25 protein-coding genes are annotated in these 24,744 nt (G+C 62.7%); 8 read left to right on the top strand and 17 right to left on the bottom strand.

The window, feature by feature from the left end; all coding sequences use genetic code 11:
• Window positions 1-64 precede the first annotated feature (64 nt).
• Together ACN9M1_RS15890 and ACN9M1_RS15895 are read right to left on the bottom strand one after the other, a co-directional pair.
• Window positions 65-1,213, bottom strand: coding sequence for an ABC transporter substrate-binding protein (locus tag ACN9M1_RS15890; RefSeq protein WP_426395861.1), 1,149 nt, complete (start codon window positions 1,211-1,213; stop codon window positions 65-67).
• 151 nt (window positions 1,214-1,364) lie between these two features.
• Complete coding sequence (locus ACN9M1_RS15895; RefSeq protein WP_426395862.1) at window positions 1,365-1,970, bottom strand: short chain dehydrogenase; 606 nt, start codon at window positions 1,968-1,970, stop codon at window positions 1,365-1,367.
• Between the two features lie 107 nt (window positions 1,971-2,077).
• Between ACN9M1_RS15895 and crgA the strand changes: the two genes are divergently transcribed.
• Both crgA and ACN9M1_RS15905 read left to right on the top strand, forming a co-directional pair.
• Window positions 2,078-2,986 (top strand): LysR family transcriptional regulator CrgA, encoded by a 909-nt coding sequence (crgA, locus tag ACN9M1_RS15900; protein ID WP_426395864.1) that lies wholly within the window; start codon window positions 2,078-2,080, stop codon window positions 2,984-2,986.
• Window positions 2,987-2,991: 5 nt separating this feature from the next.
• A complete protein-coding gene (locus ACN9M1_RS15905) occupies window positions 2,992-3,207 on the top strand; it encodes a DUF3820 family protein (protein WP_426395866.1) in 216 nt (71 codons plus the stop codon).
• 12 nt (window positions 3,208-3,219) lie between these two features.
• Here the strand turns inward: ACN9M1_RS15905 and ACN9M1_RS15910 are convergent, their stop codons facing one another.
• Window positions 3,220-4,119: a LysR family transcriptional regulator gene (locus ACN9M1_RS15910; RefSeq protein WP_426395868.1), complete on the bottom strand. Its 900-nt coding sequence runs from the start codon at window positions 4,117-4,119 to the stop codon at window positions 3,220-3,222.
• Window positions 4,120-4,222: 103 nt separating this feature from the next.
• Here ACN9M1_RS15910 and ACN9M1_RS15915 point away from each other — a divergent pair, with 103 nt between their 5' ends.
• A complete protein-coding gene (locus ACN9M1_RS15915; protein WP_426395870.1) occupies window positions 4,223-5,179 on the top strand; it encodes an SDR family oxidoreductase in 957 nt (318 codons plus the stop codon).
• On the opposite strand, the gene ACN9M1_RS15920 is transcribed toward ACN9M1_RS15915, so the two are convergent.
• Window positions 5,165-5,716 (bottom strand): phosphonate degradation HD-domain oxygenase, encoded by a 552-nt coding sequence (locus ACN9M1_RS15920; RefSeq protein WP_426395872.1) that lies wholly within the window; start codon window positions 5,714-5,716, stop codon window positions 5,165-5,167. The two genes, ACN9M1_RS15915 and ACN9M1_RS15920, sit on opposite strands and share 15 nt — an antisense overlap.
• Before the next feature lie 170 nt (window positions 5,717-5,886).
• On the opposite strand from ACN9M1_RS15920, the gene ACN9M1_RS15925 reads away from it, so the two are divergent.
• Complete coding sequence (locus ACN9M1_RS15925; protein WP_426395874.1) at window positions 5,887-6,264, top strand: cupin domain-containing protein; 378 nt, start codon at window positions 5,887-5,889, stop codon at window positions 6,262-6,264.
• Here the strand turns inward: ACN9M1_RS15925 and ACN9M1_RS15930 are convergent.
• A complete protein-coding gene (locus ACN9M1_RS15930) occupies window positions 6,254-7,012 on the bottom strand; it encodes a sulfite exporter TauE/SafE family protein (RefSeq protein WP_426395876.1) in 759 nt (252 codons plus the stop codon). The two genes, ACN9M1_RS15925 and ACN9M1_RS15930, sit on opposite strands and share 11 nt — an antisense overlap.
• Before the next feature lie 35 nt (window positions 7,013-7,047).
• Window positions 7,048-7,485, bottom strand: coding sequence for a hypothetical protein (locus ACN9M1_RS15935; RefSeq protein WP_426395878.1), 438 nt, complete (start codon window positions 7,483-7,485; stop codon window positions 7,048-7,050).
• A gap of 137 nt (window positions 7,486-7,622) precedes the next feature.
• On the opposite strand from ACN9M1_RS15935, the gene ACN9M1_RS15940 reads away from it, so the two are divergent.
• On the top strand, window positions 7,623-7,841 hold the full coding sequence (locus ACN9M1_RS15940; protein ID WP_418064876.1) for a hypothetical protein: 219 nt from the start codon (window positions 7,623-7,625) through the stop codon (window positions 7,839-7,841).
• A 261-nt stretch (window positions 7,842-8,102) separates the two neighbouring features.
• Here the strand turns inward: ACN9M1_RS15940 and ACN9M1_RS15945 are convergent, their stop codons facing one another.
• The 5 genes from ACN9M1_RS15945 to ACN9M1_RS15965 all read right to left on the bottom strand — a co-directional run bounded on the left by ACN9M1_RS15945 (window position 8,103) and on the right by ACN9M1_RS15965 (window position 12,949).
• Window positions 8,103-9,095: a branched-chain amino acid ABC transporter permease gene (locus ACN9M1_RS15945; protein ID WP_426395880.1), complete on the bottom strand. Its 993-nt coding sequence runs from the start codon at window positions 9,093-9,095 to the stop codon at window positions 8,103-8,105.
• Between the two features lie 8 nt (window positions 9,096-9,103).
• Window positions 9,104-9,988: a branched-chain amino acid ABC transporter permease gene (locus tag ACN9M1_RS15950; protein WP_426395882.1), complete on the bottom strand. Its 885-nt coding sequence runs from the start codon at window positions 9,986-9,988 to the stop codon at window positions 9,104-9,106.
• Window positions 9,989-10,068: 80 nt separating this feature from the next.
• On the bottom strand, window positions 10,069-11,277 hold the full coding sequence (locus ACN9M1_RS15955; protein ID WP_064805768.1) for an ABC transporter substrate-binding protein: 1,209 nt from the start codon (window positions 11,275-11,277) through the stop codon (window positions 10,069-10,071).
• Between the two features lie 76 nt (window positions 11,278-11,353).
• Window positions 11,354-12,094 carry an ABC transporter ATP-binding protein gene (locus ACN9M1_RS15960; protein ID WP_426395884.1) on the bottom strand — a complete coding sequence of 247 codons (741 nt, stop codon included), beginning with the start codon at window positions 12,092-12,094 and terminating at the stop codon, window positions 11,354-11,356.
• An 84-nt stretch (window positions 12,095-12,178) separates the two neighbouring features.
• Window positions 12,179-12,949, bottom strand: a complete 771-nt coding sequence (locus ACN9M1_RS15965) for an ABC transporter ATP-binding protein (RefSeq protein ID WP_426395886.1) — start codon at window positions 12,947-12,949, stop codon at window positions 12,179-12,181.
• A 443-nt stretch (window positions 12,950-13,392) separates the two neighbouring features.
• On the opposite strand from ACN9M1_RS15965, the gene ACN9M1_RS15970 reads away from it, so the two are divergent.
• Together ACN9M1_RS15970 and ACN9M1_RS15975 are read left to right on the top strand one after the other, a co-directional pair.
• Entirely contained in the window at window positions 13,393-16,071 is a 2,679-nt protein-coding gene (locus tag ACN9M1_RS15970) for a hypothetical protein (protein WP_426395888.1), read from the top strand.
• Complete coding sequence (locus ACN9M1_RS15975; protein ID WP_426395889.1) at window positions 16,068-17,060, top strand: hypothetical protein; 993 nt, start codon at window positions 16,068-16,070, stop codon at window positions 17,058-17,060. The genes ACN9M1_RS15970 and ACN9M1_RS15975 overlap by 4 nt, the downstream gene beginning before the upstream one ends.
• A gap of 34 nt (window positions 17,061-17,094) precedes the next feature.
• Here ACN9M1_RS15975 and ACN9M1_RS15980 read toward each other — a convergent pair whose 3' ends face one another.
• The 4 genes from ACN9M1_RS15980 to ACN9M1_RS15995 all read right to left on the bottom strand — a co-directional run bounded on the left by ACN9M1_RS15980 (window position 17,095) and on the right by ACN9M1_RS15995 (window position 22,355).
• Window positions 17,095-18,708 (bottom strand): GMC family oxidoreductase, encoded by a 1,614-nt coding sequence (locus ACN9M1_RS15980; protein WP_426395890.1) that lies wholly within the window; start codon window positions 18,706-18,708, stop codon window positions 17,095-17,097.
• A 67-nt stretch (window positions 18,709-18,775) separates the two neighbouring features.
• Window positions 18,776-19,645: a lysophospholipase gene (locus tag ACN9M1_RS15985; RefSeq protein WP_426395891.1), complete on the bottom strand. Its 870-nt coding sequence runs from the start codon at window positions 19,643-19,645 to the stop codon at window positions 18,776-18,778.
• A gap of 77 nt (window positions 19,646-19,722) precedes the next feature.
• Entirely contained in the window at window positions 19,723-20,154 is a 432-nt protein-coding gene (cueR, locus tag ACN9M1_RS15990; RefSeq protein ID WP_426395893.1) for a Cu(I)-responsive transcriptional regulator, read from the bottom strand.
• The gene (locus tag ACN9M1_RS15995) at window positions 20,151-22,355 is read right to left on the bottom strand and encodes a heavy metal translocating P-type ATPase (RefSeq protein ID WP_426395895.1); all 2,205 of its coding nucleotides are present in this window, start codon (window positions 22,353-22,355) and stop codon (window positions 20,151-20,153) included. Before ACN9M1_RS15995 ends, cueR begins: the two co-directional genes overlap by 4 nt.
• 146 nt (window positions 22,356-22,501) lie before the next feature.
• Between ACN9M1_RS15995 and ACN9M1_RS16000 the strand changes: the two genes are divergently transcribed.
• Complete coding sequence (locus tag ACN9M1_RS16000) at window positions 22,502-22,702, top strand: heavy-metal-associated domain-containing protein (RefSeq protein ID WP_426395897.1); 201 nt, start codon at window positions 22,502-22,504, stop codon at window positions 22,700-22,702.
• A 68-nt stretch (window positions 22,703-22,770) separates the two neighbouring features.
• Here the strand turns inward: ACN9M1_RS16000 and ACN9M1_RS16005 are convergent, their stop codons facing one another.
• Both ACN9M1_RS16005 and ACN9M1_RS16010 read right to left on the bottom strand, forming a co-directional pair.
• Window positions 22,771-23,499, bottom strand: coding sequence for an OmpW/AlkL family protein (locus ACN9M1_RS16005; RefSeq protein WP_426395899.1), 729 nt, complete (start codon window positions 23,497-23,499; stop codon window positions 22,771-22,773).
• A 204-nt stretch (window positions 23,500-23,703) separates the two neighbouring features.
• The gene (locus ACN9M1_RS16010; RefSeq protein WP_426395901.1) at window positions 23,704-24,705 is read right to left on the bottom strand and encodes a delta(1)-pyrroline-2-carboxylate reductase family protein; all 1,002 of its coding nucleotides are present in this window, start codon (window positions 24,703-24,705) and stop codon (window positions 23,704-23,706) included.
• Between the last annotated feature and the right edge of the window lie 39 nt (window positions 24,706-24,744).

The raw sequence follows: 24,744 nt of genomic DNA on the forward strand, positions 1-24,744 counted from the left end.
CCCAAAAGCAAAACGCACGGCGCGAACCGTGCGTTTTGCGTGGGACGATGAAGGCGCAGCGCGATCAGTTCTGCAGCTTCCACTTACCGTCTTTGATCTCCACCATCACGCGCGAGCGTTGGTCCAGGCCGAGGTGGTCCTTCGGATTCATGTTCATCACGCCATGCGAAATTGCCAGATTGGTCGTCGCTTCCAGCGCGTCCCGCAGGCCTTTGCGGAAAGCCGGCGTTCCCGGCTGCCCCTTCTTCAGCGCGGCCGGCATCGCGTTGGCGAGCAACAGACCTGCGTCCCACATGTGACCACCGAAGGTGGAAACCTGTCCGCCATACGTCTTCTCATAGGCGGTCTTATAGGCCAGCGCCGGCTTCTTCACCGGGTTGCTGTCGGGCAATTGCTCGGCCACGAGGATGGGGCCGGCCGGCAGGAACGTGCCTTCGCAGTCCTTGCCGCACACGCGCAGAAAATCCGCATTGGCCACACCGTGCGTCTGGTAGAGCTTGCCCTTGTAGCCGCGCTCCTTCAGCGCGCGTTCCGGCAGCGCGGCCGGCGTACCCGAGCCTGCGATCAGCACGGCATCCGGATTGGCCGACACGATCTTCAGCACCTGCCCCGTCACCGACGTATCGGTGCGTGCAAAGCGCTCGTTGGCAACGATCTTCAGCTTGCGCAGCGTCGCCACCTTGTCGAACTCCTGCGCCCACGATTCGCCGTAGGCATCGGCAAAGCCGATCAGCGCGACGGTCTTCACGCCGTGGTTGGCCATGTGTTCGGCAATGGCGGTGGCCATGTGCGAATCGTTCTGCGGCGTCTTGAAGACCCACGCACGCTTGGCATCCACCGGCTCGACAATGCGCGCGGAGGCGGCCAGCGCAATCATCGGCGTCTCGTTCTCGGCTGCCACATCCACCATCGCCAGCGAGTTGGGCGTGACGGTGGAGCCGATCACCAGGTCGACCTTGTCTTCGGTGATGAGCTTGCGCGTGTTCTTGACGGCGGTGGTGGAATCCGTCGCATCGTCGAGCACGATGTACTCGATCTTCTTGCCCGCGATCTCTTTGGGCAGCAGCGCCACGGTGTTCTTTTCAGGAATCCCCAGCGATGCTGCCGGCCCCGTGGCCGACACCGTGATGCCGACCTTGACCTGGGCGAATGCTGTGCCGGCCAACAGCGCCATCACGGCGAGTGCAATGCGGGTAGCGCGCGAAACCTTCATGCCGTCTCCTAGAGTGCAGCGGGTCTGCGCCCGCCCGCGTCTGAGATTGACCGACCGTCGGGTCGGGGATGAAGGAGTCTAGAAGGAGTCACGCGGCGCGAGCAAGGGGGACATTCCCCGAACCTTGCTCTGCGCGGAATCTGCGCCCGGGTTAGCCCACCCGATACACCCGGCCGCTCTGCACGCCTTCCACGCTGCGTCGGTACGCCAGCGCCGCACGCGCCGCCGGCACGGGCTCAAAGCCGGGGAAGAATGGCCCAAACACATCCATCGATTCGGTCAGCACCGTCGGGCTCACGGCGTTGATGCGGATACCGCGCGGCAGCTCGCAGGCGGCGGCGCGTACGAACCCTTCCACCGCCGAGTTCACTGCAGTTGCGTTGGCGCCCTGCGCGATGGGCTCCTGGCCGACGATGCCGGTGGTGAGCGTGATTGAGCCGCCGTCGTTCAGATAGTGCTGACCAACCAGCGCCAGGCGCACCTGCCCCAGCAGCTTGTCTTGCAGGCCTACATTGAAGTCTGCGGCGGTCATCTCGGTCAGCTTGCCGAAGAACAGGTTGCCTGTGGTGGAGACAATGGCATCCACACGGCCCAGCTTGTCGAACAGCGCGGCCACGCTATCTGCATTGGTGATGTCGACCTGATGCTGACCCTGCGTGCGCCCGACGCGAATGATTTCGTGCGCCCCGCCCTGCTCCAGTTCCGCCACCACGGCGCGGCCAAGCGTGCCGCTGGCGCCAATCACGACGATCTTCATGCTGAACTCCTTTGCTGATTCGGTTGGAATGGTGTGCATTCTTCGCCGAACCCACCGTGCGATAAAGCCGTGATAGATTCAACCATTCCTAATCAGAAGTTCGGAATATGGATAAGCTGCGCAGCATGGAAACCTTCGTCGCCGTGGTCGAAGGCGGCAACTTCACCGAGGCGGCGGCGCGGCTGGAGATGTCGGCGGTGATGGTCGGCAAGTACGTGAACGCGCTGGAAGCGCAACTCGGCGCACGCCTGCTCCAACGCAGCACGCGCCGCCAGAGCCTCACCGATGCCGGCCGCGTGTTCTACGAAGAGGCCAAGCGCGTGCTCGAACAAGTCCGCTGGGCGGAGACCTCTGTCGAGCGGTTACGCGCGTCGCCGTCGGGCACGCTCAAGGTGAGTGCGCCAACCACCTTTGGCGCATGCGTCGTCGCGCCATTGGCGGCGACATTCCAGCAAGCCCATCCGCAAGTGCGCGTCGAGCTGAACCTGAGCAACAGCATGGTCGACCTCGTCGACGAAGGATTCGACCTCGCCATCCGCATCGGGCCGCTGGGCGACGCGGATCTGGTCGCCAAGCCGTTGTGCGTGTATCGGATGGTCATCTGCGCATCGCCGGATTACCTCGCACGGCACGGGCGCCCTGAGACACCGGCTGACCTGCCGCAGCATCGCTGTCTCTCGCACATGGTGTGGAACAACCGCAACGCCTGGCAGCTTGCGGGTTGGGATGGCAGCACGCCATGGCGCGATGATCCGGCCTTCACGTGCAACGACGGACATGGCTTGCGCATGGCAGCGATTGCAGGGGCTGGCCTGCTGTTGCAGCCGGAAGTGCTCGTCGCGGAAGACTTGGCGAATGGCCGGCTCGTGCGCGTGCTGCAAGCCTATGCGCCCGAGCCGCGGCCGATTCATATCGTGTATCGGCAGGATCGCAGTCCGTTGCCGAAGCTCTCCAGTTTTGTGGCGCATTTGCTGGAGCATGTTGGTGCGCGGGTGCCGGCATCGGCGGCACAATAGCGCCCATGCAACCCGAAGACCTCCAACGCCTCGTCACCACGCAAATGCCCTTCGGCAAATACAAGGGGCGGCTCATTGCCGACCTGCCGGGCCACTATCTGAACTGGTTCGCGCGCGAGGGCTTTCCGCCGGGACAGATCGGCCGCTTGCTGGCGCTGATGCAAGAGTTGGATCACAACGGCCTAAAGGGCCTGCTCGACCCGCTGCGCCAGAACCGCTAGCCGCACACGCGATCACTTACCATTGATGTAGCGCAGCAGCCCCGTCGCCAACGCGTCGAACACAACGCGGCAGCGCGGGCTATCACGCAAGTCTTCGTGCATGGCGAGCCACGTATCGAGCGTGATCGACACCTGGCCCGCAAATAGGCGCACGAGATCGGGATTGTGCCGCGCCAAACCGACCTGGCAGAAGCCGATGCCAAAGCCCGCCCGCAACGCGGCAATCGCGGCCAGGTCACTATCGGTACGCAACGCGAAGCGGCTGCACTGAAGCCACGGCAACTGCGCACGCATGCTGCGCAGGAAAGCGTTCTCCTTGTCGTAACCGATGAGCGTGTGGGCGGCGAGGTCTTCCAGCGTGGAGGGCTCGCCGCGCTGCGCCAGATAGCGCTTGTGCGCAAACACCCCCAGCTCGATGCCACCGAGGTGCCGCGCGACGAGCACGCCCTGGCTCGGCGGCTGCATGCGCACGGCGATATCGGCCTCGCGGCGCAGCAAGTCTTCCATGCGATTCGACGGCACCAATTCGAGCGTCAGCTCCGGATAGGCGACGTGCAGATCGGCGAGGATGGGGGGCAGCACTTCCACCGCCACCACCTCGCTGGCGGTGATGCGCACGGTGCCGCGCACGCCCTCGCCCTGGCTGGAGGCAGCGCGCAGCAAGGCGGCACTGGTGGCCTCCAGCGACTCCGCGAACGGCCGTAGCGACAGCGCGGCCTCGGTCGGGCTCAAGCCCTGCTGCGTACGGATGAACAGCGACATGCTCAGCGCCTGTTCCAGCGCATCGACGTGGCGCCCCGCCGTGGGCTGCGTCAACCCCAGCGCGCGGGCGGCACCCGACAGCGATCCTTCTCGCACGACGGCAAGAAAGGTCCGATACAGTTCCCAGCCCGGTTCTGGTTTCACGGTCATACAAATTCGTATAGCTGCACGCTCATCATCAACAATTCCATTGAAGCACAGTCGCCGCCAGAATGCCTTCCATCGCAACGCTCACACAGCTAGGAGCACGAACATGGAACAGGCAAAACGCATCGCATTGGTACTGGGCGCCACGGGCGGCATCGGTGGCGAGGTAGCACGCCGGTTGGTGGCCCGCGGCTGGCATGTGCGCGCGCTGCAGCGCAATCCCGATGCGCTCGCCAACCGCAACGCGGCATTCGAATGGGTGCGCGGCGACGCCATGGTGCGCGAAGACGTGGTCCGCGCGGCGCAGGGCGCGGAACTGATCGTCCACGCCGTCAACCCGCCGGGCTACAAGAACTGGGCCGGGCTGGTGCTGCCGATGATCGACAACACCATCGCTGCGGCCCGGGCTTCGGGCGCGCGCATCGTGCTGCCGGGCACGGTGTACAACTTCGGGCCGGAGACCTTTCCCGTACTGCGTGAAACCACCGCGCAAGCGCCGCTCACCCGCAAGGGCAAGATCCGCGTGGAACTGGAGCGCCGCATGCAGGCCGCTAGCGCAGACGGCGTGCGCAGCCTGATTGTGCGGGCGGGCGATTTCTTCGGGCCGCAGACCGGTAACACCTGGTTTGCCGGCGCACTGGTGAAGCCGGGCAAGCCCGTCCACACCGTCACGCACCCGGGCGCGGCGGGCGTCGGCCACCAGTGGGCCTATCTGCCGGATGTGGCCGAGACGATGCTGCGCCTGATTGGATTGGGCGACCGCCTGCCCGACTTCGCGGTCTACCACATGCGCGGCCACTGGGATGCCGACGGCACACAGATGGCCGCATCGATCGGGCGTGCCGTGGGCCGGCCGGTCAAGACGCGCGCATTCCCGTGGTGGGCGCTGCCGGTGCTGTCACCGTTTTCCGAAATGCTGCGTGAGATGCGCGAGATGCGTTACCTGTGGCAGCACCCGGTGCGCATGGACAACGCCAAGCTCGTGCAAGCGCTGGGCGCCGAGCCGCACACGCCGTGGGACGAAGCCGTGGGCGCGACGCTGCGTAGCCTAGGCTGCCACTGACACCCGCGCCGCCGTGGCGAGGAAGTGCGCAAGATCGGGCGTTGACTGGCCGGCCACTTTGGCGAGGTCATCCCAGCGGCGCAGTTGCAGCGCGTCCGTTGCGTAGGGGCGTTGCATGAAGGCCTCGGCCTCCTCCGCCGAAAACACGCCGCCCTGCAGCGCAAGACTGCGCACGGAATCGGCGGACAGGCGCGCGTAGTAATGCGCGTCCATCGCGCACAGGCAGCGCTTGGCATCCACGTGCAGGCGGATCGGCTCCAGCACCGCATCCGGAAACACCGCGCGCAGGAACGGCAGCGCGAAATACTGATGCTGATCGTCGATGCCATGAGCGGTCGGGGTATCACCCTGCAGGTTCAGCAGGTGGCCGAGATCGTGCAGCAGCGCTGCGGTGATGAGTGCATCCGACGCCCCGGCCGCCTCCGCCAGCGCCGCTGTCTGCAGCGCATGGTCGAGCTGGGTGACCGGCTCGCCGCTGTAGGCAATATCGCCGTGGCGCTCGAATAGCGAGCGGATGTCGTCGAGGCTCAGCGCCATAGGTCTGCGGACAGGGGCAGCGAAACCTTGCAGCGTAGGCCCGCAGTACGTCAAACCAGTGACAACGCCTCGCGCATTAGCGTGCGTGATCGGCCCGATTAGAAAGTTTGGTTGGGCATGCGCGGTGCGCGCCCTTATCTTCGGAGCCTCCCCACACATCGGAGCGCATCATGCTCGCAGGACACACCGTACAGGTCACACAGGCGCTGGAACAGGTAACGGACTACTGGTCACCGCGCATCGTCGGCCAGGTCAACGACCAGTACATCAAGGTCGCCAAGCTCAAGGGCGAATTCGTCTGGCACGACCACCCGAATGAAGACGAGCTGTTCTTCGTCGTCTACGGCCACCTGAAGATCGCCTTCGAAGACCGCGCCGACGTGCACCTCGGCCCCGGCGCATTCTGCGTGGTGCCGCGCGGCGTGCGGCATTTTCCGGTGGCGGAGGAAGAATGCGGAATCATGCTGATCGAGACCGTGACCACGCAGCACACGGGCGATGTCGTCACCGAGCGCACGGTGGCGCTCGAAACCCAGCTCAACGGATAAACGCGTCGTAAGCCGTCTTCAAGATCAGCGCCAGCACCACCACGATGAACACCTTGCGCACGAAGCGGCTGCCGTGCCGCAGCGCGAGGTGGCTGCCGACTTGATTGCCGGCCACGTTGGCCACCGCCATCACGAGGCCGAGTTGCCACCACACGTGCCCTTTCGATGCCAGCAGTAGCAAGGCCGCCACGTTGGTCGCCAGATTCACGATCTTGGTCGACGCGGAGGCGTGCAGGAAGTCGTAGCCGAACACGCGCACGAACACGATCATCAGAAAGCTGCCGGTGCCCGGGCCGAACACACCGTCGTAGAAACCGATGGCCGCGCCGGCTAGCAATGCCGCCGCACGCTCGCGCCAGCCGGTGAGGCTGGGGGCGTGATCGGCGCCCAGGTTCTTCTTGGCCACCGTGTAGATCAGCAGTACCGCCAGCACAAACGGCAGCGCGCGGCGTAACGGCTCAGCCGGGATATGCGTGAGGGCCCACGCGCCCAGCAACGAAAAGGCAAATGCGGTGACCACCGCCGGCGCCGTCGCACCCCAATAGATGCGCACCGTGCGGCCATAGCGCGCCGCCGCGGTGGCCGTGCCCGACATTGATGCAACCTTGTTGGTGCCGATCAGCGTGGCGGGTGCGATGTTCGGGTACGCCGAAAACAGCGCGGGAATCTGCACCAGGCCGCCGCCACCGGCCACGGCATCGATCAGGCCAGCCAGAAAGCCGGCCACGGCGAGCAAAGCGAATTCCATCAGGGAAACAGAAACAGGCGGGTGAGCGGGAAGGACTAGCCCAGCGATTTGGGCGACGGCCGCGCGCTGCGGCGCCAGCAGCCGGACGCATCCGGCGCAAAGCCGAGCGCGGTGGCGTCATACGCGGCAAGCGCCGCGGGCGGCATCAGGACGTGGAGTATGCCATGTGCGCGGGCGTACTCATGGACGGCGGCCAAGGCGGCATCACGCGTGGCTACGTCATCGGAAAACAGCATCACACCGACCGGCAGCCACGCCACCAACCCACCGAGCGCCAAGTGCGGCACCAGCGTGATCGGCGTGACGCCAAGCAATGCCCCCTCCTCCTCGACGAGAAAGCACGGATGCACGCTCGGGTGAGCCAGCAGCGTATCGACGGCATGTGCCAATTGCAGCGGCGAGGCGCTCGATGCGATGGCGGCCAACAGGCGCGGCCGGTCTTCCGGCGTGGCAAGGCGGGTGGACAGGGTCATGGGCGGCTCGAAGCGAAGGCGCCATTGTCATGCACTGGCCGCATAGACGTCGACTCCGAATGCATTTCTCTTGTGGGCCAGCGCCGACGAGACTGTGAATATGTGGATATGTGGATAACCCGAAAACGGAGCCCGCCATGGCCGACCCGACCCGCGCTCTCACCCTGCAATTGCTGCAGTCACTGGCCGAGCGGCCCAGGCCCTATGCGGAGGTCTTGGAGACGTGGCGGACGTCGTGTCCACGCTTGTCGATCTGGGAAGATGCGTGCATTGATGGGCTGGTGGACTGCGCGCCCGATACACATTTGGTGACCGTCAGCGCCCGCGGCCGGACCCTGCTGGCGGCTGGCGCCTGACTGCGCTGGCGAACGCCACAAACAAAAAGGCCCTGCCGGGGATCACCCAGCAGGGCCTCTGTTCTATTTAGCATCTCCACCGTTTCGTGCGGTGTGTGCTGTCGTCTCCTCGCTCCCGCCTCATTTATCTCGTGCGAAAACCGTAACGAGACTGTAAAAGATGCACCGCAATGCAGCAACTAGAGCAAACCCTTACGGTGCATTAAGCACCAAGATCAGCCGTTCGACCGAAACTTGCCGGCATCTTCGGCCATTGTGGCGTCAACGCCGCAGCCACGGCACGCGCGCGGCAATCTCACCCATGATGCCGCGCCGGAAGGTCAGCACACAGATCACGAAGATCGCGCCCGTGACCGTGGTTACCGATTCGCCCAGCACGTTGAAGCCGTCGATGCCGGTTGCGCCCGCCAGGAAGGTGCCGATGTCACCGAGCTTGTTTTCCAGCGCAATCACCAGCGCCGCGCCCAGCAACGGGCCCGACAGGATCCCCAGACCGCCCACCAGCGTCATCAGGATCACCGAGCCGGACATCGACCAATGCACGTCCGTCAGCGTCTCGAAGCCGAGCACCAGCGTCTTGAGTGAACCGGCCAGGCCCGTGAGCGCCGCCGACAGCACGAAGGCCTGCAGTTTGAAGCGGTCGGTATCGTAGCCAAGGGAGATGGCGCGCGGCTCGTTCTCCTTGATGGCCTTGAGGATCTGCCCGAACGGCGAGTGGATCGTGCGCACGATCAGCAGGAAGGCCAGCGCCACCACCGCCAGCACCACGTAGTACAGCGTCATGTCCGACGACAGATCGAGCACGCCGAACAGCTTGCCGCGCGGCACACCTTGCAAGCCATCTTCACCGCCGGTGAACGGCGCCTGCAGGCAGAAGAAGTACAGCATCTGCGCCAGCGCCAGCGTGATCATCGCGAAGTAGATGCCCTGGCGGCGGATGGCCAGCAGGCCCACCACCAGGCCGATGAACGCGCCCGCTGCCGTGCCCGCCAACAGGCCGAGCTCCGGCGTGACGTTCAGGTCGCGCATCATGTAGCCGGCCACGTAGCCCGCGCCGCCAAAGAACGCCGCATGCCCGAACGACAGCAGCCCCGTATAGCCCAGCAGCAGGTTGAAGGCCGACGCAAACAGCGCAAAGCACAGCAGCTTGGCGACGAACACCGGATACGCGCCCACCAGCGGCGCGGCAATCAGCGCCACCAGCAGCAGGCCGTACAGAGCGTATTTGAGGGAAGAGGAAGAGGTGTTTTGCATAGTGCCGCTTATTTCTCTTTACCGAACAGGCCCGCCGGGCGCACCAGCAGCACCAGCACCATGATCACGAACACCACCGTGGACGAGCCCTGTGGATAAAACACCTTGGTCAGCCCCTCGATCACGCCCAGACCGAGGCCGGTGACGATGGAACCGAGGATCGACCCCATCCCGCCGATCACCACCACAGCAAAGACGGTGATGATCATGCTCTGCCCCATCAGCGGCGAGATCTGGATGACCGGTGCGGCCAGCACGCCAGCAAACGCCGCCAGTGCCACGCCAAAGCCGTAGGTGAGCGTGACCATCAACGGCACGTTCACGCCAAAGGCTTCGACGAGCTTCGGGTTCTCGGTGCCGGCGCGCAGATACGCGCCCAGCTTGGTCTTCTCGATCATGAACCACGTGGCGAAGCACACCGCCAACGAGGCCACCACCACCCACGCGCGATAGTTGGGCAGCATCATGAAGCCGAGGTCGGTCGCGCCCTGCAGCAGTTCCGGCGTGTTGTACGGCAGGCCTGACACACCGTAAATGGCGCGGAACACGCCTTCGATCACGAGCGTCACGCCCAAGGTCAGCAGCAAACCGTACAGATGGTCGAGCTTGTAGATGAAGCGCAGCAGCGTACGCTCGATCACCACGCCGAGCAGGCCGATCACCAGCGGCGAGAGCACCAGCATCGCCCAATACGGCACGCCCAGGTACGAGAAGCCCATCCACGTGAGCACCGCGCCCAGCATGAACAGCGCACCGTGCGCAAAGTTGATGACATTGAGCAGCCCGAAGATGACCGCAAGGCCCAGGCTCAACATCGCATAAAAGGAACCGTTGACCAGACCCAGCAGCAGCTGGCTGAGCATGGCCGGTAGCGGAACGCCGAAGATTTCCATCGCGGTCAGAAAGAGAACACCACACCAACACGATTGACGGCGCCGCCTTCCATTGGACAGCGGCGCCGGTGCTTACACGCTTACTTCTTCCACAGCGCGCACTTCGATTCCGCCTGCGTGGCAAAGGCCTGCTCGCCCGGAATCGTCGCAACCACCTTCAGGTAATCCCACGGCTTCTTCGATTCCGCCGGCGTCTTCACCTGCAGCAGGTACATGTCGTGGATGCCACGGCCGTCCTGGCGGATGTAGCCCTTGGTGTAGAAGTCGTCGATCTTCGTCTTCTTGAGCTGCGCAATCACCTTGTCCGGATCATCCGTGCCGGCGGCGGCCACCGCCTTGATGTAGTTCGACACGGCCGAGTAGTCGGCGGCCTGCAAGCTGCTCGGCATCTTCTTCATCTTCATGAAGTAGCGGTTGGCGAACTTGCGCGTGGCGTCGTTCATGTCCCAGTACCAGCTGTCGGTCATCAGCAGACCTTCGGCGGTTTGCAGGCCCAGGCTGTGGACATCGTTGATGAACATCAGCAGGCCCGCAATCTTCATCGACTTGGTGATGCCGAACTCCTTGGCCGCCTTGATCGAGTTGATCGTGTCGCCACCGGCGTTGGCCAGGCCCAGGATCTGCGCCTTGGACGACTGCGCCTGCAGCAGGTACGACGAGAAGTCCGACGCCGACAGCGGATGCTTGACCGAGCCCACCACCGTGCCGCCGTTGGCCTTCACCACGGCCGCGGTGTCGTTCTCCAGCGAGTGGCCGAATGCGTAGTCGGCGGTCAGGAAGAACCACGACTTGCCGCCCTGCTTGACCACCGCGCTGCCGGTGCCCTTGGCCAGGGCCACCGTGTCATACGCATAGTGGATCGTGTACGGCGTGCATTCCTCGTTGGTCAGCCGGGCCGTGCCGGCGCCGATGCCGATGAACACCTTCTTCTTCTCGGCCGCCACCTTGCTCATTGCCAGCGACGTGGCGGAGTTGGTGCCGCCCAGCAGCATGTCGATGCCCTGCTGGTCCATCCACTCACGCGCCTTGGAAGCCGCGATGTCAGCCTTGTTCTGGTGGTCGGCCGTCACGAGTTCGATCGGCTTGCCGAGCACCTTGCCACCCGCATCTTCGATCGCCATCTTCACGGCCTCGACGCCGCCCTGCCCGTCAATGTCGGCATACAGGCCGGACAGATCGGTGATGTAGCCGATCTTCACCTTGTCGCCGCTCACCTGCGCATGCGCGCCGAACGCTGCAACGCCCAGCCCTGCCGCCATCAATGCACCAGCCAGCTTCTTGAGTGTCATGGTCTTGTCTCCTGTGTCGTGCGCGCCGCGGATCGCGCTGGCGCAAGGGTCTTGCAAATCGATTGGGGAAATCGTCTTAAACGCCAAGCAGTTCGTGCAGCACCGGCATCTTGTCCTGCAACTGCGCCGCCTCGAAACGCTCGACGATGCGGCCGTGCTCCATCACATAAAAGCGATCGGCCAGCGGCGCGGCAAAACGGAAGTTCTGCTCCACCATCACCACCGTGTAGCCGCGCTTCTTGAGCATCAGGATCATGCGGGCCAGCGCCTGCACGATCACCGGGGCCAACCCTTCGGAAATCTCATCGAGCAACAGCAGGTTCGCACCCGTACGCAGAATGCGCCCGACCGCCAGCATCTGCTGCTCACCACCTGAGAGGCGCGTGCCCTGGCTCTGGCGGCGCTCCTTCAGGTTGGGAAACATCTCGTAGATCTCGTCGATGCTCATGCCGACATTGCCGGACTTGGCCACCTGGCCCTTGAGCACCGGCGGCAGCATCAGGTTCTCTTCGCACGACAGGCTCGAGAAGATGCCGCGCTCTTCCGGGCAATAGCCGATGCCGCAGTGGGCGATCTTGTGCGTGGGCAGGTCGATGGTCTCCACGCCCTGGCCGCTCGTGTCATGCACGACGATCGAGCCCTTGCGCGAGCCCACCAGGCCCATGATGGCGCGCAGCGTGGTGGTGCGGCCCGCGCCGTTGCGGCCGAGGAGCGTGACGACCTCGCCGCGGTTCACGGTCAGGTCGACACCATGCAGGATGTGCGATTCACCGTACCAGGCGTGCAGGTCCGTGATCTGGAGCGCGGGCGTGCTCATGCAGTGTTCTCGTGTGTTCGGGTCAAGCGTTCGGTGACACGGCTGATCGTCTTACAGCCGCGTCGCATGATCGATCAGCGTCGATCAGTGGCCTTCCAGCGCCGCATCGGCGGTGCCCATATAGGCTTCCATCACCTGCGGGTTCTTCGACACTTCTTCGTACGGGCCTTCCGCCAGGATCTGGCCGCGCTGCAGCACCGTGATCTTGTCGGCGATGGACGAGACCACGTTCATGTTGTGTTCGACCATCAGAATGGTGCGGCCCTGCGCGACGCGCTTGATCAGCTCCGTCACGCGGTCTACATCTTCGTGGCCCATGCCCTGCGTGGGCTCGTCGAGCAGCATCAGCTCGGGCTCCATCGCCAGCGTGGTGGCAATTTCCAGCGCGCGCTTGCGGCCGTACGGCAGCTCCACCGTCACGGTGTGCGCGAACTGTGTCAGGCCCACCTGTTCGAGCAGCTCCATCGCGCGGTCATTCAAGACATTGAGCGATTGCTCGCTTTGCCAGAACGCGTACGCCGTGCCGAGTTGGCGCTGCAGGCCAACGCGAACGTTTTCCATCACCGTCAGATGCGGAAACACAGCGGAGATCTGGAACGAGCGGATCACGCCGCGGCGTGCAATCTGCGCCGGCTTTTCCGCGGTGATGTCGAGGCCGTTGAACAGAATGGTGCCGCGCGTGGGCACCAGGAATTTGGTCAGCAGGTTGAAGCAGGTCGTCTTGCCGGCGCCGTTCGGGCCAATGAGCGCATGGATCGACCCGCGCTGCACGCGCAGGTTGACGTCGGACACGGCGGTAAAGCCCTTGAAGGCTTTCGTCAGTCCGCGCGTTTCGAGAATGATGTCCTGCGCCATGATTCCCTCTGGTCTCCCGCCCTTTTTATGGTGCGGATGATTGTCAACGGCTGTTGCGTTGCAAAACATCGGGGTTTTTACCGAGAGGATGACAATGCCCTTACCGCCCGGAAACCCGCACCGGTATTGGTTTTTCGGCGCACCAAGAAGGGGTTACGTAGAGTTACGTATGGGGGTGATGCGGATTGCGTATCGATATGACACGGGTGGTGTGTCGGGCGGTGTCAATGCCTCGACCACACTCCCTTACGTGACTCCCGAAATCACGGGAAACCCCCTTTTCTTACAGGGATCCGCACCTTTTCGCGTTATCCCGTGAATGCTTCGGCACGATCCGGCATCAACATAATTTGACAGCGATCGATGCTGAGTTCCGGTGATGATTTAAAGCGCCGTTTAACTGAATGGTGTTGTTTAATTCGCAGTATTCAGACAGCGCTTTCATGCCGAACCCGCCCAATCCTCCAGTGGCTCCCGAGCCTCCCCTCCCAACCTTCGCCTTTCCCTTCCGTACCAAGGATGGCAAAGCCCTTGTCGACGAACACATCTTCTATCAGTGGCTTGCCGACGAGAACACCGGCAACTTCGCGGTCAGCAGCTCGGGCATGTGGCACGGCGGCATTCATGTCTCAGCGGATGGCGCGGGGCGGCATCTTGATCTAGTGCACGGCGTACGCTGCATCGCAGCAGGCGAAATCATCGCTTACCGCATAAACCGCGCCCCGCTCATCAGCGAGATCGCAGCGGGAGACGATCAGCCCGGCACGACTCTGACCGGCCACTACAGTTCTGCCTTCACCCTTGTACGGCACACGCTGGAATATCCGGCGGGCAATCGGCTGGCATTCTTCAGCCTGTACATGCACCTGCAAAGCGTTGCCGAGTACGAGCAGAAGAGCATGCAACCTCCGGCCTATTGGGCACGCGCCTACGAGGTCACCGAACATGCCTCGGACAAGCCCAAAGCCAGCGCAAACACCCCTATCCCAGACGAACACATCGGCCTGAACATCCACACCGAACCGGGAAGTCCCACGATGCTGGGCATCCTGCCCCGTGGCGCGCAGGTGCGTATTGGAGAAACGCGCAAGAAAGGCCTCTGGGGAAAAATCGAAGCCATCGAATCCGGCACCATCCTGCCGCCCCAAGTAGCAAGTCTCGTCCCCGAGGGCGCAGACAAGGGTTGGGTATTCCTCGGCAAGGAATATGGGCACCAGTTGCTCAAGCCCATCATCTCGCAAGCGCAAAGCGGTGAAGTCATCGTGGCCGCCACACCCATCCGCATCAACGCGAACGACCTGATCGGGCACCTGGGGCAATACTGGCTGCAAGCTCACCCCGAGCAGGAACACCGGATGGTGCATATCGAGGTGTTCTGTGGAAGTGATCTGCCTGACTTCCTCGCCAAGACTCGCGCGGCTGCCAAGGACGTCATCGATCTAAGCAAACGCCCTCTCCTGCACATCGACAAGGGCGTCAAGCTCTTCCAGGTCAAGAAGGCGGACGCTCAAGGTCATCCCGTTTACGAAGAAGGCGCCGACGCTCCGCAAACAGCCGTCGTTCAAATCTACAGCCAAGCCGCGCTCGATGCGTTCCCTGCTGAACACAAGGGACCGAAGGACAACGGCCCAGGCCCTGGACAACCGTGGTGGTACGTGACCAGCGCCAATAGCCGCCACGAAGATATCAGCGGTTGGGTTCGCAACCGGCAGATGCCACCCAATGGTGGTGTCATGCGGCAATCTCCGCATGCCTGGATCAACTTTGAAACCGTCATAGGTGACGACGGAGGCAACCCCACCATATGCCGCACCGTGGACGGTCATCTGGATTACGCGCTGGATGAGGACAAACCGGCGACGGGCAATATCAACAATCTCAAGCCGCTGGCCTGCAACTTCTACCGTGCGCTATCGCCCATGCGCAACGAAGCACGGGCCGCGGATGAACTGCGTGCACTGAAGGCCAACAAATGGCTGCAGTTCCGGGCGTCACGGTTGATGCCGAAGCATCGCAGTGAATGGGCCAGCCAGCGCGAGTATGAAAGCTTCTTCGAGACGGTGTTGAAGCGCATTGACGAGGAGCCGTATCACGACGCGGAGATTGAGCGGCTCAAGAAGCTTGTGTGGTGGGATGAGGTGAGCGCGAAGGTAGGGCAGCCGTTTCCAAACAGTCCGGAGGTGTTTCATATTCACCCGATTGCTCTGGCGGGGAATTTTCAAAATTCAGGTAGCACGCACGTTTGCGAATGCGGGTGCTGCTTAGAAAATAAGTTCAAGGTGACGCGCTGGAATGGGCAGGTAGTTCACTATGGCCCTCTATATAGAGGTGCTTTGTCATTGAAAAACTCACCTGCCATGCAACGATTCCTTGATAGCGGCCAAATGACAGACCGGGAACATCGCATACTTTCCGCTATGTCTCAAAACGAAGGGAATATTGATGATGTCCAAGCATACGACAGTGAGATCTTTACCGCAGGAGCCTGTCAAAAGACCGTTAGTCCCACAGGTTCAGGTGAATTTCCGATTCAAGTTGCTCAGTTCAGAGCCGGCAACGAAGAAGCATACCAACGTCTCTTTGCACAATGTGGTTGGACTGTTGAAACGGACGGAAGTACAAAAATGTACTACCAAGATCCAGAAATCACTTCTGGGGAGAAAATAACCGGTAGCCAGTTACATGCGAAATTGCGGGAGGGTTGCAATGCAGCAACATTTGGTCAAAGCGTTAGACAAAAGCCGCTAGCCGTTATTGCAAACGCAATAGTGGATAATGCTTTTCAGGAAAAACAGGTGAAGGACTTTGTGGTTCGTCTGCGGCTGGTACGCACCCTCATCCCTGTTGGCTATACCCATTCAATTGCAGAGTACTTTTTAAGCGATCTTGGCCATGCGACCGCACTCGATCAACATGTTAATCGTCCCAACAATGTCGTGAGAGACGTCGGGAAAGCATTGGACAATTTCTTTCACACTCATCCATCCGTGCCAAGAAACCCTTCACTGTGGGGGGCATCTCATGCAGCATACGAGTCAGAGATACTTGCCTTCTATGGGGAAAACAGGAGCATGAACGACCGTCATCCTAGATTCGCGCACCTAAGGAATCAATTGTCATGAAAAACATCTGTTTATTAGGAATAAAAAATTCTGCCATTATATTTGCGTCGTCATGCCTTCTTTTCTCAGTCGCACCCGACATAGCTCTAGGATCGCAAACAGCCCTTCCCGGTGGTCAATCAATCGAATTGAGTGACCCTTTAACTGGCGATATGAAATCTCAATTTGGGAATGGCTGGTCTCGCGCATTTTTTGTAGCCAAGGATGGTCACCGACTTCGGTTGTTTCCCGATGAAGAATTGACCAGGAACGGCGGGATCGTATTCGAAAATTTTGACCAAAGAGGCGTGTCCCCCAGTGGGCGCTATGTTGTTTTACCGTTAGTTCGGCAAGGAATACTAGAGATAGCAGGAAGAAAACCACACATCGAGGGAAGGGAGTATTGCCCGACGATCGAAACAACAACAGGGTGCATTCTCTCCATGCCGACAGGAGAAATATGCGGCGGAGAATGGTCGCCCAAAGAAGACAAATGGCTGGTTGGAAATATCGATCGCACAAATGAAATGACAGAAAAAACCATTCCGAGTGCGGATGATTTATGGAGGAATTTTTCCAATTCTACGGTCCGCCTGAATCTCCGAGATGTCATCATTAGCAGCATGGGAGTATCTAATATGGTGGCATGCGACCCCCCCAGCGATACCAATCGCCACAGTTACTTGGCGATTGCGCGGCAGCTTGAAGATAAGAAAATGGTTTCTGAAGCCGTATACATCAAATCCAAATTTTCCGCGCATGCAGAGGAACCTGGTGCAAATGGCACGCGACTCATGGTTAACCAAAATCGAGCATGGCTTTACGACTCCCCGAGTCTGAAAGCAAAGACAAAAATGTATCTAATTAGAGGGGATTTCGTTACGGTAGTAAACCGATCTCAAACCGGGTGGCTTGAAGTAGATTATTTGAAAAGTAATGGCCAAGTTGTACGAAAGTGGATTAACGAGACGAGTGTCAGGTCTCCAGATGAAACGAGTTCATCGCCCTGACTGGCCCGTCAAATCAGGGCCACCCTAAGACGCGTCACGCCCGCACTTTGCGCGCCGCCCGAATCATCTCGCTCGCCTTCTCCGCGATCATGATCGTCGGCGAGTTGGTGTTGCCCGACGTGATGGTCGGCATGACGGAGGCATCGACCACGCGCAGGCCCTCGATGCCGCGCACACGCAGTTGTGCATCGACTACAGCGTTCGCATCGTCCGCCAGCCCCATGCGGCAAGTGCCGACCGGGTGGAAGATGGTCGTGCCGATCTCGCCAGCGGCGCGGGCGAGTTCTTCATCGGTTTGGAAGGCGGCGCCCGGCAGGTACTCCTCGGGCTTGTATTGCGCCAACGCCGGCTGCGCGACGATGCGGCGCGTGAGGCGCAACGAATCGGCCGCGACCTTGCGGTCTTCCTCTGTCGATAGGTAATTCGGAGCGATGGTCGGCGCGGCAAACGGGTCGGCCGACGTGGCATGCACCGTGCCGCGCGAGGTCGGCCGCAGGTTGCACACACTCGCGGTAAACGCATTGAACGCGTGCAGCGGATCGCCAAACTTGTCGAGCGACAGCGGCTGCACGTGGTACTCCACATCCGGCCGCGCCACTTGCGGGTTCGAGCGCGCGAACACACCCAGCTGCGACGGCGCCATGCTCATCGGCCCACTCTGGTTCAAGGCGTACTGCATGCCGATGAGCGCCTTGCCCCACCAGTTTGCCGCGCGCGTATTGAGTGTCGGCACGCCGTTCACCTTGACCACGCTGCGCAGTTGCAGATGGTCTTGCAGGTTCTCGCCCACGCCCGGCAGCGCCTGGCGCACGGGAATGCCCAGCGCCTGCAGCCGCTCCGGCTGGCCGATGCCCGCCAGCTCCAGCAACTGCGGTGAATTGATGGCGCCCGCCGAGAGGATCACCTCTTCGCGCGCCGCCACGGTGTAATCCTGCCCTGCCCCGCGATACGTCACGCCCGCGCAACGCTTGCCGTCAAAGGTCAGCGCACGCACCTGCGCGCCGGTGATGATGGTCAGATTCGGCCGCCGCGATGCCGGCCGCAGAAAACCCTTGGCCGTGTTCCAGCGGATGCCGCGTTTCTGGTTGACCTCGAAGTAGCCAACGCCAAAGTTATCCCCACGGTTGAAGTCGCTCGTGCGCGGGATGCCGGCCTGCACTGCGGCTTCGATGAAGGTTTCCAGCACTTGCCAGTGCAGGCGCTGTGGCTCCACGCGCCACTCGCCGTTCGCGCCGTGCCATTCGTTCGCGCCGCCGTGGTGGTTCTCACTGGCCTTGAAGAGCGGCAGCACGGCATCCCACCCCCACGAATCATCGCCGGTGATGTTGGCCCAGCCGTCGTAGTCCTCACGCTGGCCGCGCATGTAGATCATCCCGTTGATGGACGAGCAGCCACCCAGCACGCGGCCGCGCGGGTAACCCAGCGAACGGCCGTTGAGCCCCGGCTCTTCACGCGTGCGATACAGCCAGTCGGTGCGCGGGTTGCCGATGCAGTACAGATAACCGACGGGGATGTGGATCCAGTGGTAGTCGTCTTTGCCGCCAGCCTCCAGCAGCAGAACAGACACGTCGGGGTCTTGCGTCAGACGGTTCGCCAGGACGCACCCGGCGGAGCCTGCGCCGATGATGATGTAGTCGTAGGTTTCCATGTCTCCGTGCTTCTCTGCCTTGGTGTTATTGGTTTTTATTCTTGTGGTCCAACCCATTCACTTCAAATCAAATCCGCGAGGAAAGCCACTCCCTCATCTTCCCAAACACCTCGCTGCGCAGCGGTTCGGCTTCATTGAAGATCTCGTGATACCCAGACTCAAACCACGCCAGCGTCCGCAGGTCTTCCGGCGCGTTCGCATAAAAATCGCGGCTGCCTGAAGGGTCGACGATCGAATCGGATCCCCCCGCCATCAGCAGCATGGGCGCTTCCAGTCGCGGTGCATCCTGCTGCGCCTGCGTAATCGCGTTGAGCATGAATTCCAGCACCGACGCACTGATCGTGCTCTGCACCAGCGCATCCGAGCGATACGCTGCCGCAACGCTCGGGTCATGCGACAGCTTGGAAGGATCCACAGGATTGGGCACCGGCAAACGCGGCGCAACAGCAGACAGAATCCCGCGCACGATCCCCGCCCCCGGCGGCAGCTTCACGCGCAGCGCGGGCGATGACAACAGCACGCCGCGTACCGGCCGGATGCGTGCAGTCGTGAACCGCGCGACGATCAGCCCGCCCATGCTGTGCCCCAGCACGAACGGCATCTCGTGCCACTCGGCGACAGCGGCATCGACAATTTCTGCGAGATCGGTGAGGTAGTTGTCTGGCGCGTCGAGCGCCATGCGGGGGCCGCCGCTCTTGCCGTGGCCGCGCAGGTCAAACGCGCGCACGCGCAAGCCCAGATCAGTGAGCACGTTGGCGACGTGGTGATAACGCCCGCAGTGCTCGGCCATGCCATGCACGAGGATGACGCTGCCGCGTGGCTCCCCGGCATCAGGTGCGGGCAACCACGTGCGGACCAGCAATTCCGTGCCGTCTTTCATGCGCTGGCGGGTTTCCAGCGCTTGAACAGGTACGGACTGGGCGGGGGCTTGCGTCATCGGCGTCTCCTCCTTGAATTGCCACAGATTGTGGCATAGACGCCGCCTGCCGTAAGTCAGGGCAATCGCGTGTCCCGTCAGTGACAGCAGGCACCCTTGTCGCTGCCCTCGCCGGCCACACCTTCGAGGATCGGACAGTCGGGCCGGTCATCCCCATGGCACGCATTGGCCAGCGACATCAGCGTGTCGCGCATGCCCTGCAGTTCGCGGATGCGCGCGTCGAGATCAGCCACATGGCGCAGCGTGATGGCTTTCACATCGGCGCTGGCGCGTTCGCGGTCATTCCACAGCGAGAGCAGTGTGCGGATCTCCTCCAGCGCGAACCCCAGCGAGCGCGACCTGTGGATAAAGCGCAGCACATGCACCGCGCGCGCGTCGTACATGCGGTAGTTGCCTTCCGTACGAGGGCTGGGTGGCAGCAGGCCGATGCTCTCGTAGTAGCGGATCATCTTGGCCGACACGCCGCTCGCCTTCGCTGCCTCGCCGATATTGACCGGGCCTTGCGTCATGCTTGCTCTCCAGTCGCGCGCCAGCGGCGCAGCATCAGCGCATTGGTGACGACGCTCACGCTGGAGAACGCCATCGCTGCGCCGGCAAAGGTCGGGTTCAGCAAACCGAATGCGGCCAGCGGAATGCCCACCACGTTGTAGATAAACGCCCAGAACAGGTTCTGCCGGATCTTGGCGACAGTGCGGCGCGAGAGATCCAGCGCATCGCTCACCAAGCGCGGCTCGCCGCGCATGAGGGTGATGCCGGCGGCCTGCATGGCGACATCGGTGCCGGTAGCCATGGCGATGCCAACGTCGGCCGCAGCCAGCGCAGGCGCATCGTTGATGCCATCGCCCACCATCGCCACTACATGGCCGCTCTGCTGCCAGGCTGTCACGCGTGTGGCCTTGTCTTGCGGCAACACCTGCGCGGCCACCTCGTCGATGCCAAGGGCTTCGGCCACGCCGCGCGCGGCGCCCGCGTTGTCGCCCGTGACCAATGCCGTACGGATACCGCGTCGGCGCAGTTCAGCCACCGCGTCCTTGGCGCCGGGCTTGAGCGCATCACCAAAGGCGATGAGGCCGCGCAACTGCGCACCACCCTCCCCGCTTTGCGCCAGCCACGAAACGGTGTTGCCTTGCGCTTCCAGTGCATCGGCGCGTGCCTGGAGCGCATGGCGATCCAGCCCCAGTTCGTCCATCCAACGCGCATTGCCCAGTTGCAGCGATACGCCATCCACCATGCCGCGCGTGCCGCGTCCGGCCAGCACTTCCGGCGATTGCGCGGGCGAAGCCGTGCAGCCCTGCTCGGTGGCGTATTCGCGCGTGGCATGCGCCAGCGGGTGCGTGTTCTCGGCCTGCAGCGCGGCGAGTTGATTGAGCAGCGCATCAGCATCGACACCGGGCGCAGCCTCCACCGCCGTCACGCGTGGCTGGCCAACCGTCAACGTGCCGGTCTTGTCGAACACGACGAAATCCACCTGCTGCGCACGCTCCAGCGCCTGCGCATCCGCAATCAAAATGCCGCGCCGCGCGCCCGCGCCAGTGCCGGCCATGATGGCGGACGGCGTGGCCAGCCCCAGCGCGCACGGACACGCAATCACCAGCACCGCCACGGCGTTGACGATGGCCGTTTCCCATTCCGCTCCGGCAAGCGCCCAGCCGACCAGCGTCAGCAGTGCCGCCACCAGTACCGCCGGTACAAAAATCGCGCTCACCTGATCCACAAGTTGCTGGATCGGCGGCTTGGCGGCCTGGGCGTCTTCAACGAGTCGGATGATGCGCGAGAGCATCGTGTCCGCGCCAATGGCCGTGGTGCGCACCAGCAGCACGCCGTCGGTGGCGATGGCGCCGGCAGTCACGCGGTCACCTTCTCGCTTGGGCACGGGCAGGCTCTCGCCAGTCAGCATGGATTCATCGACATGACTGGCGCCTTCCAGCACGAGTGCATCCACGGGGATGCGCTCACCCGCCCGCACGGACACCACGTCGCCCACCCGTACGCGCGCGATGGGCGTATCGCGCAGCGTGCCATCGGCGGTGCGCACGCGGGCCGTATCGGGACGCAGCGCCTGCAGCGCGCGAATGGCCTGGGCGGTCTGGCGCTTGGCGCGCACCTCCAGCCACTTGCCCAAGCGCACCAGCGTGATGACCACAGCGGCGCTCTCAAAGTAGAGGTGTGGCGCATGGTGCATTCCATCCGCCCCTGCGCGCCACCACAGCCACAACGACAGGCCATACGCCGCCGACGTCCCCAGCGCGACCAGCAGATCCATATTGCCGGCGCCCGCGCGCAGCGCCTTCCAGCCCGCCTTGTAGAAACGCGCCCCGATCACGAACTGCACTGGCGTCGCCAGCAGCCACTGCACCCACGCGGGCAGCATCCATTCGGCACCCAACCAACCGGCGATCATTGGTAGCACCAGCGGCACGGACAACGCGGCGGCAATCCACACCGGTCCGGGGCCCTCCCAGAAATCGGGGGCCGCGGCGGGAGGCGCCATGGTTTCATCGGAAGCGACATACGCCTCATAGCCTGCCGCCGTCACGGCAGCGACCAGTACGTCGCCCGTTGCCTCGCCCTGCACGCGCGCGCGCTCCGTGGCCAGGTTGACGCTGGCTTCCGTCACGCCGGGTACGGCCCGCAAGGCGCGTTCAACACGGCCAGCGCAGGCCGCACACGTCATTCCGCTGATTTCGAGATCAAGTGGTGCTGCAGTCATGAAAGCATTCGCTCTGGAGAAGATGACATCAGCGTAGACCTTCCCATCTTGGCAAGGTCAAGCGCTCATCTTACGCTTGCGATTCCCACGGTGGGAAGGTTCATACTGTTGTGGTGATTCTCTCTTCCCTCTTTCAGGAGCACACCATGACGACGTTTTCCGTTGAAGGCATGAGCTGCGGCCATTGCGTATCGGCTGTCACGCGCGCCGTGCAGCAGGTCGATGCCGCTGCCCATGTGCAGGTCGATCTGTCCAAGCAAACCGTGGCGGTCACGACTGGCGCCCCGACCGATACCGTGAAGGCGGCCATCGAACAGGCTGGCTACCCGGTCAAGGCAGTCGCATAGGGCGTCAATCGCACCAAAGAAAAAAGGCGTGCCGCAATGGCACGCCTTTTTGTTTGCGCAAACGTGGCTTAGAAACGATAGCCGACGTTCAGGTAGGTCACGACCGGGTTGATCTTGATCTTCGCTTCGCTCTGGATGTGCACGCCGTTGATCAGCGTGGTGTCGATCTTGGCAGTGGTCTTCAGCGGCAGGTAGGACACCGACAGGCCAACGAACCAATCCTTGGTGATGGCGTAGGTCGCGCCTACGTTCAGCACCGGGTTGAGCGAGCTGTCGGTGGTCACATTGCTGGTGCTGCCCGGCGTACCGCGGCCCAGAACTTGGTTCTGGAACGCGCTGTTGGTGATCTTCTCGTCGGAGAACCAGGTGTAGTTCAGACCAGCACCCACATACGGACGGAACTTGGTGTCTGCGCTGAAGAAGTACCACTTGGCCAGCACGGCCGGGCTCCATTGCTTGGCCGAACCAATCTCGCCGTAGCCCGAAAACGAACCCGTGCCTTCAATCTTGTGGCGCGGCGGAATACCACCGACCAGTTCCACGGCGATGTTGTCGGTGAAGAAGTGCGTGAAGGCCAGGCCAACGGTGTCGGCTTCCTGGATCTTCGCGCCGGTGTTCGGCACCGATTGATTGACGGGCGCGCCGCCAATGCTCTTGACGAACAGCGGATCGCTCGAGCTGTTCGGCATCACGCGGAACCAGCCGAGGCTGACGACGTTGCTGCCGGCAGCCTGTGCGTGCGCGGCGGTGGCGAGGATCATCCCGGCGGCAGCCGCCAGTGCTTTCTTATAGGCCATCTGTGTATGTGCTCCTGTGTCAGACGCATCCGAAGCAAACGGGGTTGGATCGTTTGCGGTGCGTTCTCAGTCTCCTCCCAGGCGGAAGGGATGGCCATTATCCCGTGTGATTGCTGTGGCTAGTACCCCTTTTCTAGAGGTTTCCTGTTACAAGCGGCAATACAAACGCGCTCAGCAGGCGCGTTTTGAGCACGATGCGGTTTTTTAAACGGCGGGCTGCTTCGACAGGGCCAGCGCGCATGCAGCCAGATCCCACAATGCGCTGCCGACACTCTTGAACACCACCGGCGAGGCCGGTGGCGCCTGCGTGAGCGTGTCGGGCGCCGCATCGACGCACTGTTGCAACGGCCGCACACGTGACCACGGAATGCCGGCCTGCAGCAGGTCGCCAGCTTCGGCTTCCAGATCGACCAAGGTATCGGCATAGAGCCGATCGGCTGTTGCGGCGTGTACACACAGACGTGCCGGCAGTTCCGCCATGTCAGGGCGGAAGGCACCCACCGCCGCGACGAAATGATGGGGGCGCCAGACCTCGCCGCTGGGGTGACCCGGCTCGGTGTGGTCCGGCAACACGGGTTGTGCCGAAGGCGTAGCGGTAATGACCAGCGATGCGTGCGGCAGGACTGCACGGGCCGCTTGCGCAACGCCAGCTGCATCCCCGCCAGCCAGCGCGGTGGCTTCCATGCCCAGCGCGCGGGCGTGAGCCGCCAACCCCTCGGCACTGTCAGCCGTGCGCGCGATGATCGTCACACGCCGTGTGCCAAGCCCAGCGCGGAAAGCCTCGAGATGCGCCCGTGCCTGCGCACCGGCGCCAATCAGCAACAGATCCCCGGCGGGCTCCGGTGCCAGCAAGCGCGCGGCCAAGAGCGATACTGCGGCCGTGCGGTGCGCGGTCACGGTCGGTCCATCCAGCAGCAGACTGCGCACGCCAGTGTGCGCATCCATCACCACGACTTCACCGTGAATCGCTTGCAGACCGCGCCCGGGGTTATGCGGATGCACGGTAATCATCTTGGTGATGGCGATGTCGGCATTGGACGCCGGCATCAGTAGCAGACTGCCTCCGCTTGGCACGGGCATGACCAGGCGGGCCGGGGCCTGCGCACGCCCAGCACGTGCATCACGCAGCACCTGGGCAATGGCATCGGCCAGCGCGGCGTATGGCAGGCGGGCCGCCGTGCTTGCGGCGTCGAGGGTCTGCAGCATCGGGGGCTCCTGCAGCGAAGGGGAGATGGGGATGGAAGC

It is taken from the genome of Ralstonia sp. R-29 (assembly GCF_049913345.1).
Classification (GTDB): Bacteria; Pseudomonadota; Gammaproteobacteria; order Burkholderiales; family Burkholderiaceae; genus Ralstonia.

Excerpts from the sequence above, each read along its gene's own strand:
- ACN9M1_RS15970 (WP_426395888.1), top strand. The coding sequence starts at position 13,393 with ATGCCGAACCCGCCCAATCCTCCAGTGGCTCCCGAGCCTCCCCTCCCA.
- ACN9M1_RS16005 (WP_426395899.1), bottom strand. The coding sequence starts at position 23,499 with ATGGCCTATAAGAAAGCACTGGCGGCTGCCGCCGGGATGATCCTCGCC.
- ACN9M1_RS15890 (WP_426395861.1), bottom strand. The coding sequence starts at position 1,213 with ATGAAGGTTTCGCGCGCTACCCGCATTGCACTCGCCGTGATGGCGCTG.
- ACN9M1_RS15945 (WP_426395880.1), bottom strand. The coding sequence starts at position 9,095 with ATGCAAAACACCTCTTCCTCTTCCCTCAAATACGCTCTGTACGGCCTG.
- ACN9M1_RS15930 (WP_426395876.1), bottom strand. The coding sequence starts at position 7,012 with ATGGAATTCGCTTTGCTCGCCGTGGCCGGCTTTCTGGCTGGCCTGATC.
- ACN9M1_RS15955 (WP_064805768.1), bottom strand. The coding sequence starts at position 11,277 with ATGACACTCAAGAAGCTGGCTGGTGCATTGATGGCGGCAGGGCTGGGC.
- crgA (WP_426395864.1), top strand. The coding sequence starts at position 2,078 with ATGGATAAGCTGCGCAGCATGGAAACCTTCGTCGCCGTGGTCGAAGGC.
- ACN9M1_RS15905 (WP_426395866.1), top strand. The coding sequence starts at position 2,992 with ATGCAACCCGAAGACCTCCAACGCCTCGTCACCACGCAAATGCCCTTC.
- ACN9M1_RS15915 (WP_426395870.1), top strand. The coding sequence starts at position 4,223 with ATGGAACAGGCAAAACGCATCGCATTGGTACTGGGCGCCACGGGCGGC.
- ACN9M1_RS15950 (WP_426395882.1), bottom strand. The coding sequence starts at position 9,988 with ATGGAAATCTTCGGCGTTCCGCTACCGGCCATGCTCAGCCAGCTGCTG.
- ACN9M1_RS16010 (WP_426395901.1), bottom strand. The coding sequence starts at position 24,705 with ATGCTGCAGACCCTCGACGCCGCAAGCACGGCGGCCCGCCTGCCATAC.
- ACN9M1_RS15920 (WP_426395872.1), bottom strand. The coding sequence starts at position 5,716 with ATGGCGCTGAGCCTCGACGACATCCGCTCGCTATTCGAGCGCCACGGC.
- ACN9M1_RS15935 (WP_426395878.1), bottom strand. The coding sequence starts at position 7,485 with ATGACCCTGTCCACCCGCCTTGCCACGCCGGAAGACCGGCCGCGCCTG.
- ACN9M1_RS15895 (WP_426395862.1), bottom strand. The coding sequence starts at position 1,970 with ATGAAGATCGTCGTGATTGGCGCCAGCGGCACGCTTGGCCGCGCCGTG.
- ACN9M1_RS15940 (WP_418064876.1), top strand. The coding sequence starts at position 7,623 with ATGGCCGACCCGACCCGCGCTCTCACCCTGCAATTGCTGCAGTCACTG.
- ACN9M1_RS15985 (WP_426395891.1), bottom strand. The coding sequence starts at position 19,645 with ATGACGCAAGCCCCCGCCCAGTCCGTACCTGTTCAAGCGCTGGAAACC.
- ACN9M1_RS15910 (WP_426395868.1), bottom strand. The coding sequence starts at position 4,119 with ATGACCGTGAAACCAGAACCGGGCTGGGAACTGTATCGGACCTTTCTT.
- ACN9M1_RS15995 (WP_426395895.1), bottom strand. The coding sequence starts at position 22,355 with ATGACTGCAGCACCACTTGATCTCGAAATCAGCGGAATGACGTGTGCG.
- ACN9M1_RS15980 (WP_426395890.1), bottom strand. The coding sequence starts at position 18,708 with ATGGAAACCTACGACTACATCATCATCGGCGCAGGCTCCGCCGGGTGC.
- cueR (WP_426395893.1), bottom strand. The coding sequence starts at position 20,154 with ATGACGCAAGGCCCGGTCAATATCGGCGAGGCAGCGAAGGCGAGCGGC.
- ACN9M1_RS15925 (WP_426395874.1), top strand. The coding sequence starts at position 5,887 with ATGCTCGCAGGACACACCGTACAGGTCACACAGGCGCTGGAACAGGTA.
- ACN9M1_RS15965 (WP_426395886.1), bottom strand. The coding sequence starts at position 12,949 with ATGGCGCAGGACATCATTCTCGAAACGCGCGGACTGACGAAAGCCTTC.
- ACN9M1_RS15975 (WP_426395889.1), top strand. The coding sequence starts at position 16,068 with ATGAAAAACATCTGTTTATTAGGAATAAAAAATTCTGCCATTATATTT.
- ACN9M1_RS16000 (WP_426395897.1), top strand. The coding sequence starts at position 22,502 with ATGACGACGTTTTCCGTTGAAGGCATGAGCTGCGGCCATTGCGTATCG.
- ACN9M1_RS15960 (WP_426395884.1), bottom strand. The coding sequence starts at position 12,094 with ATGAGCACGCCCGCGCTCCAGATCACGGACCTGCACGCCTGGTACGGT.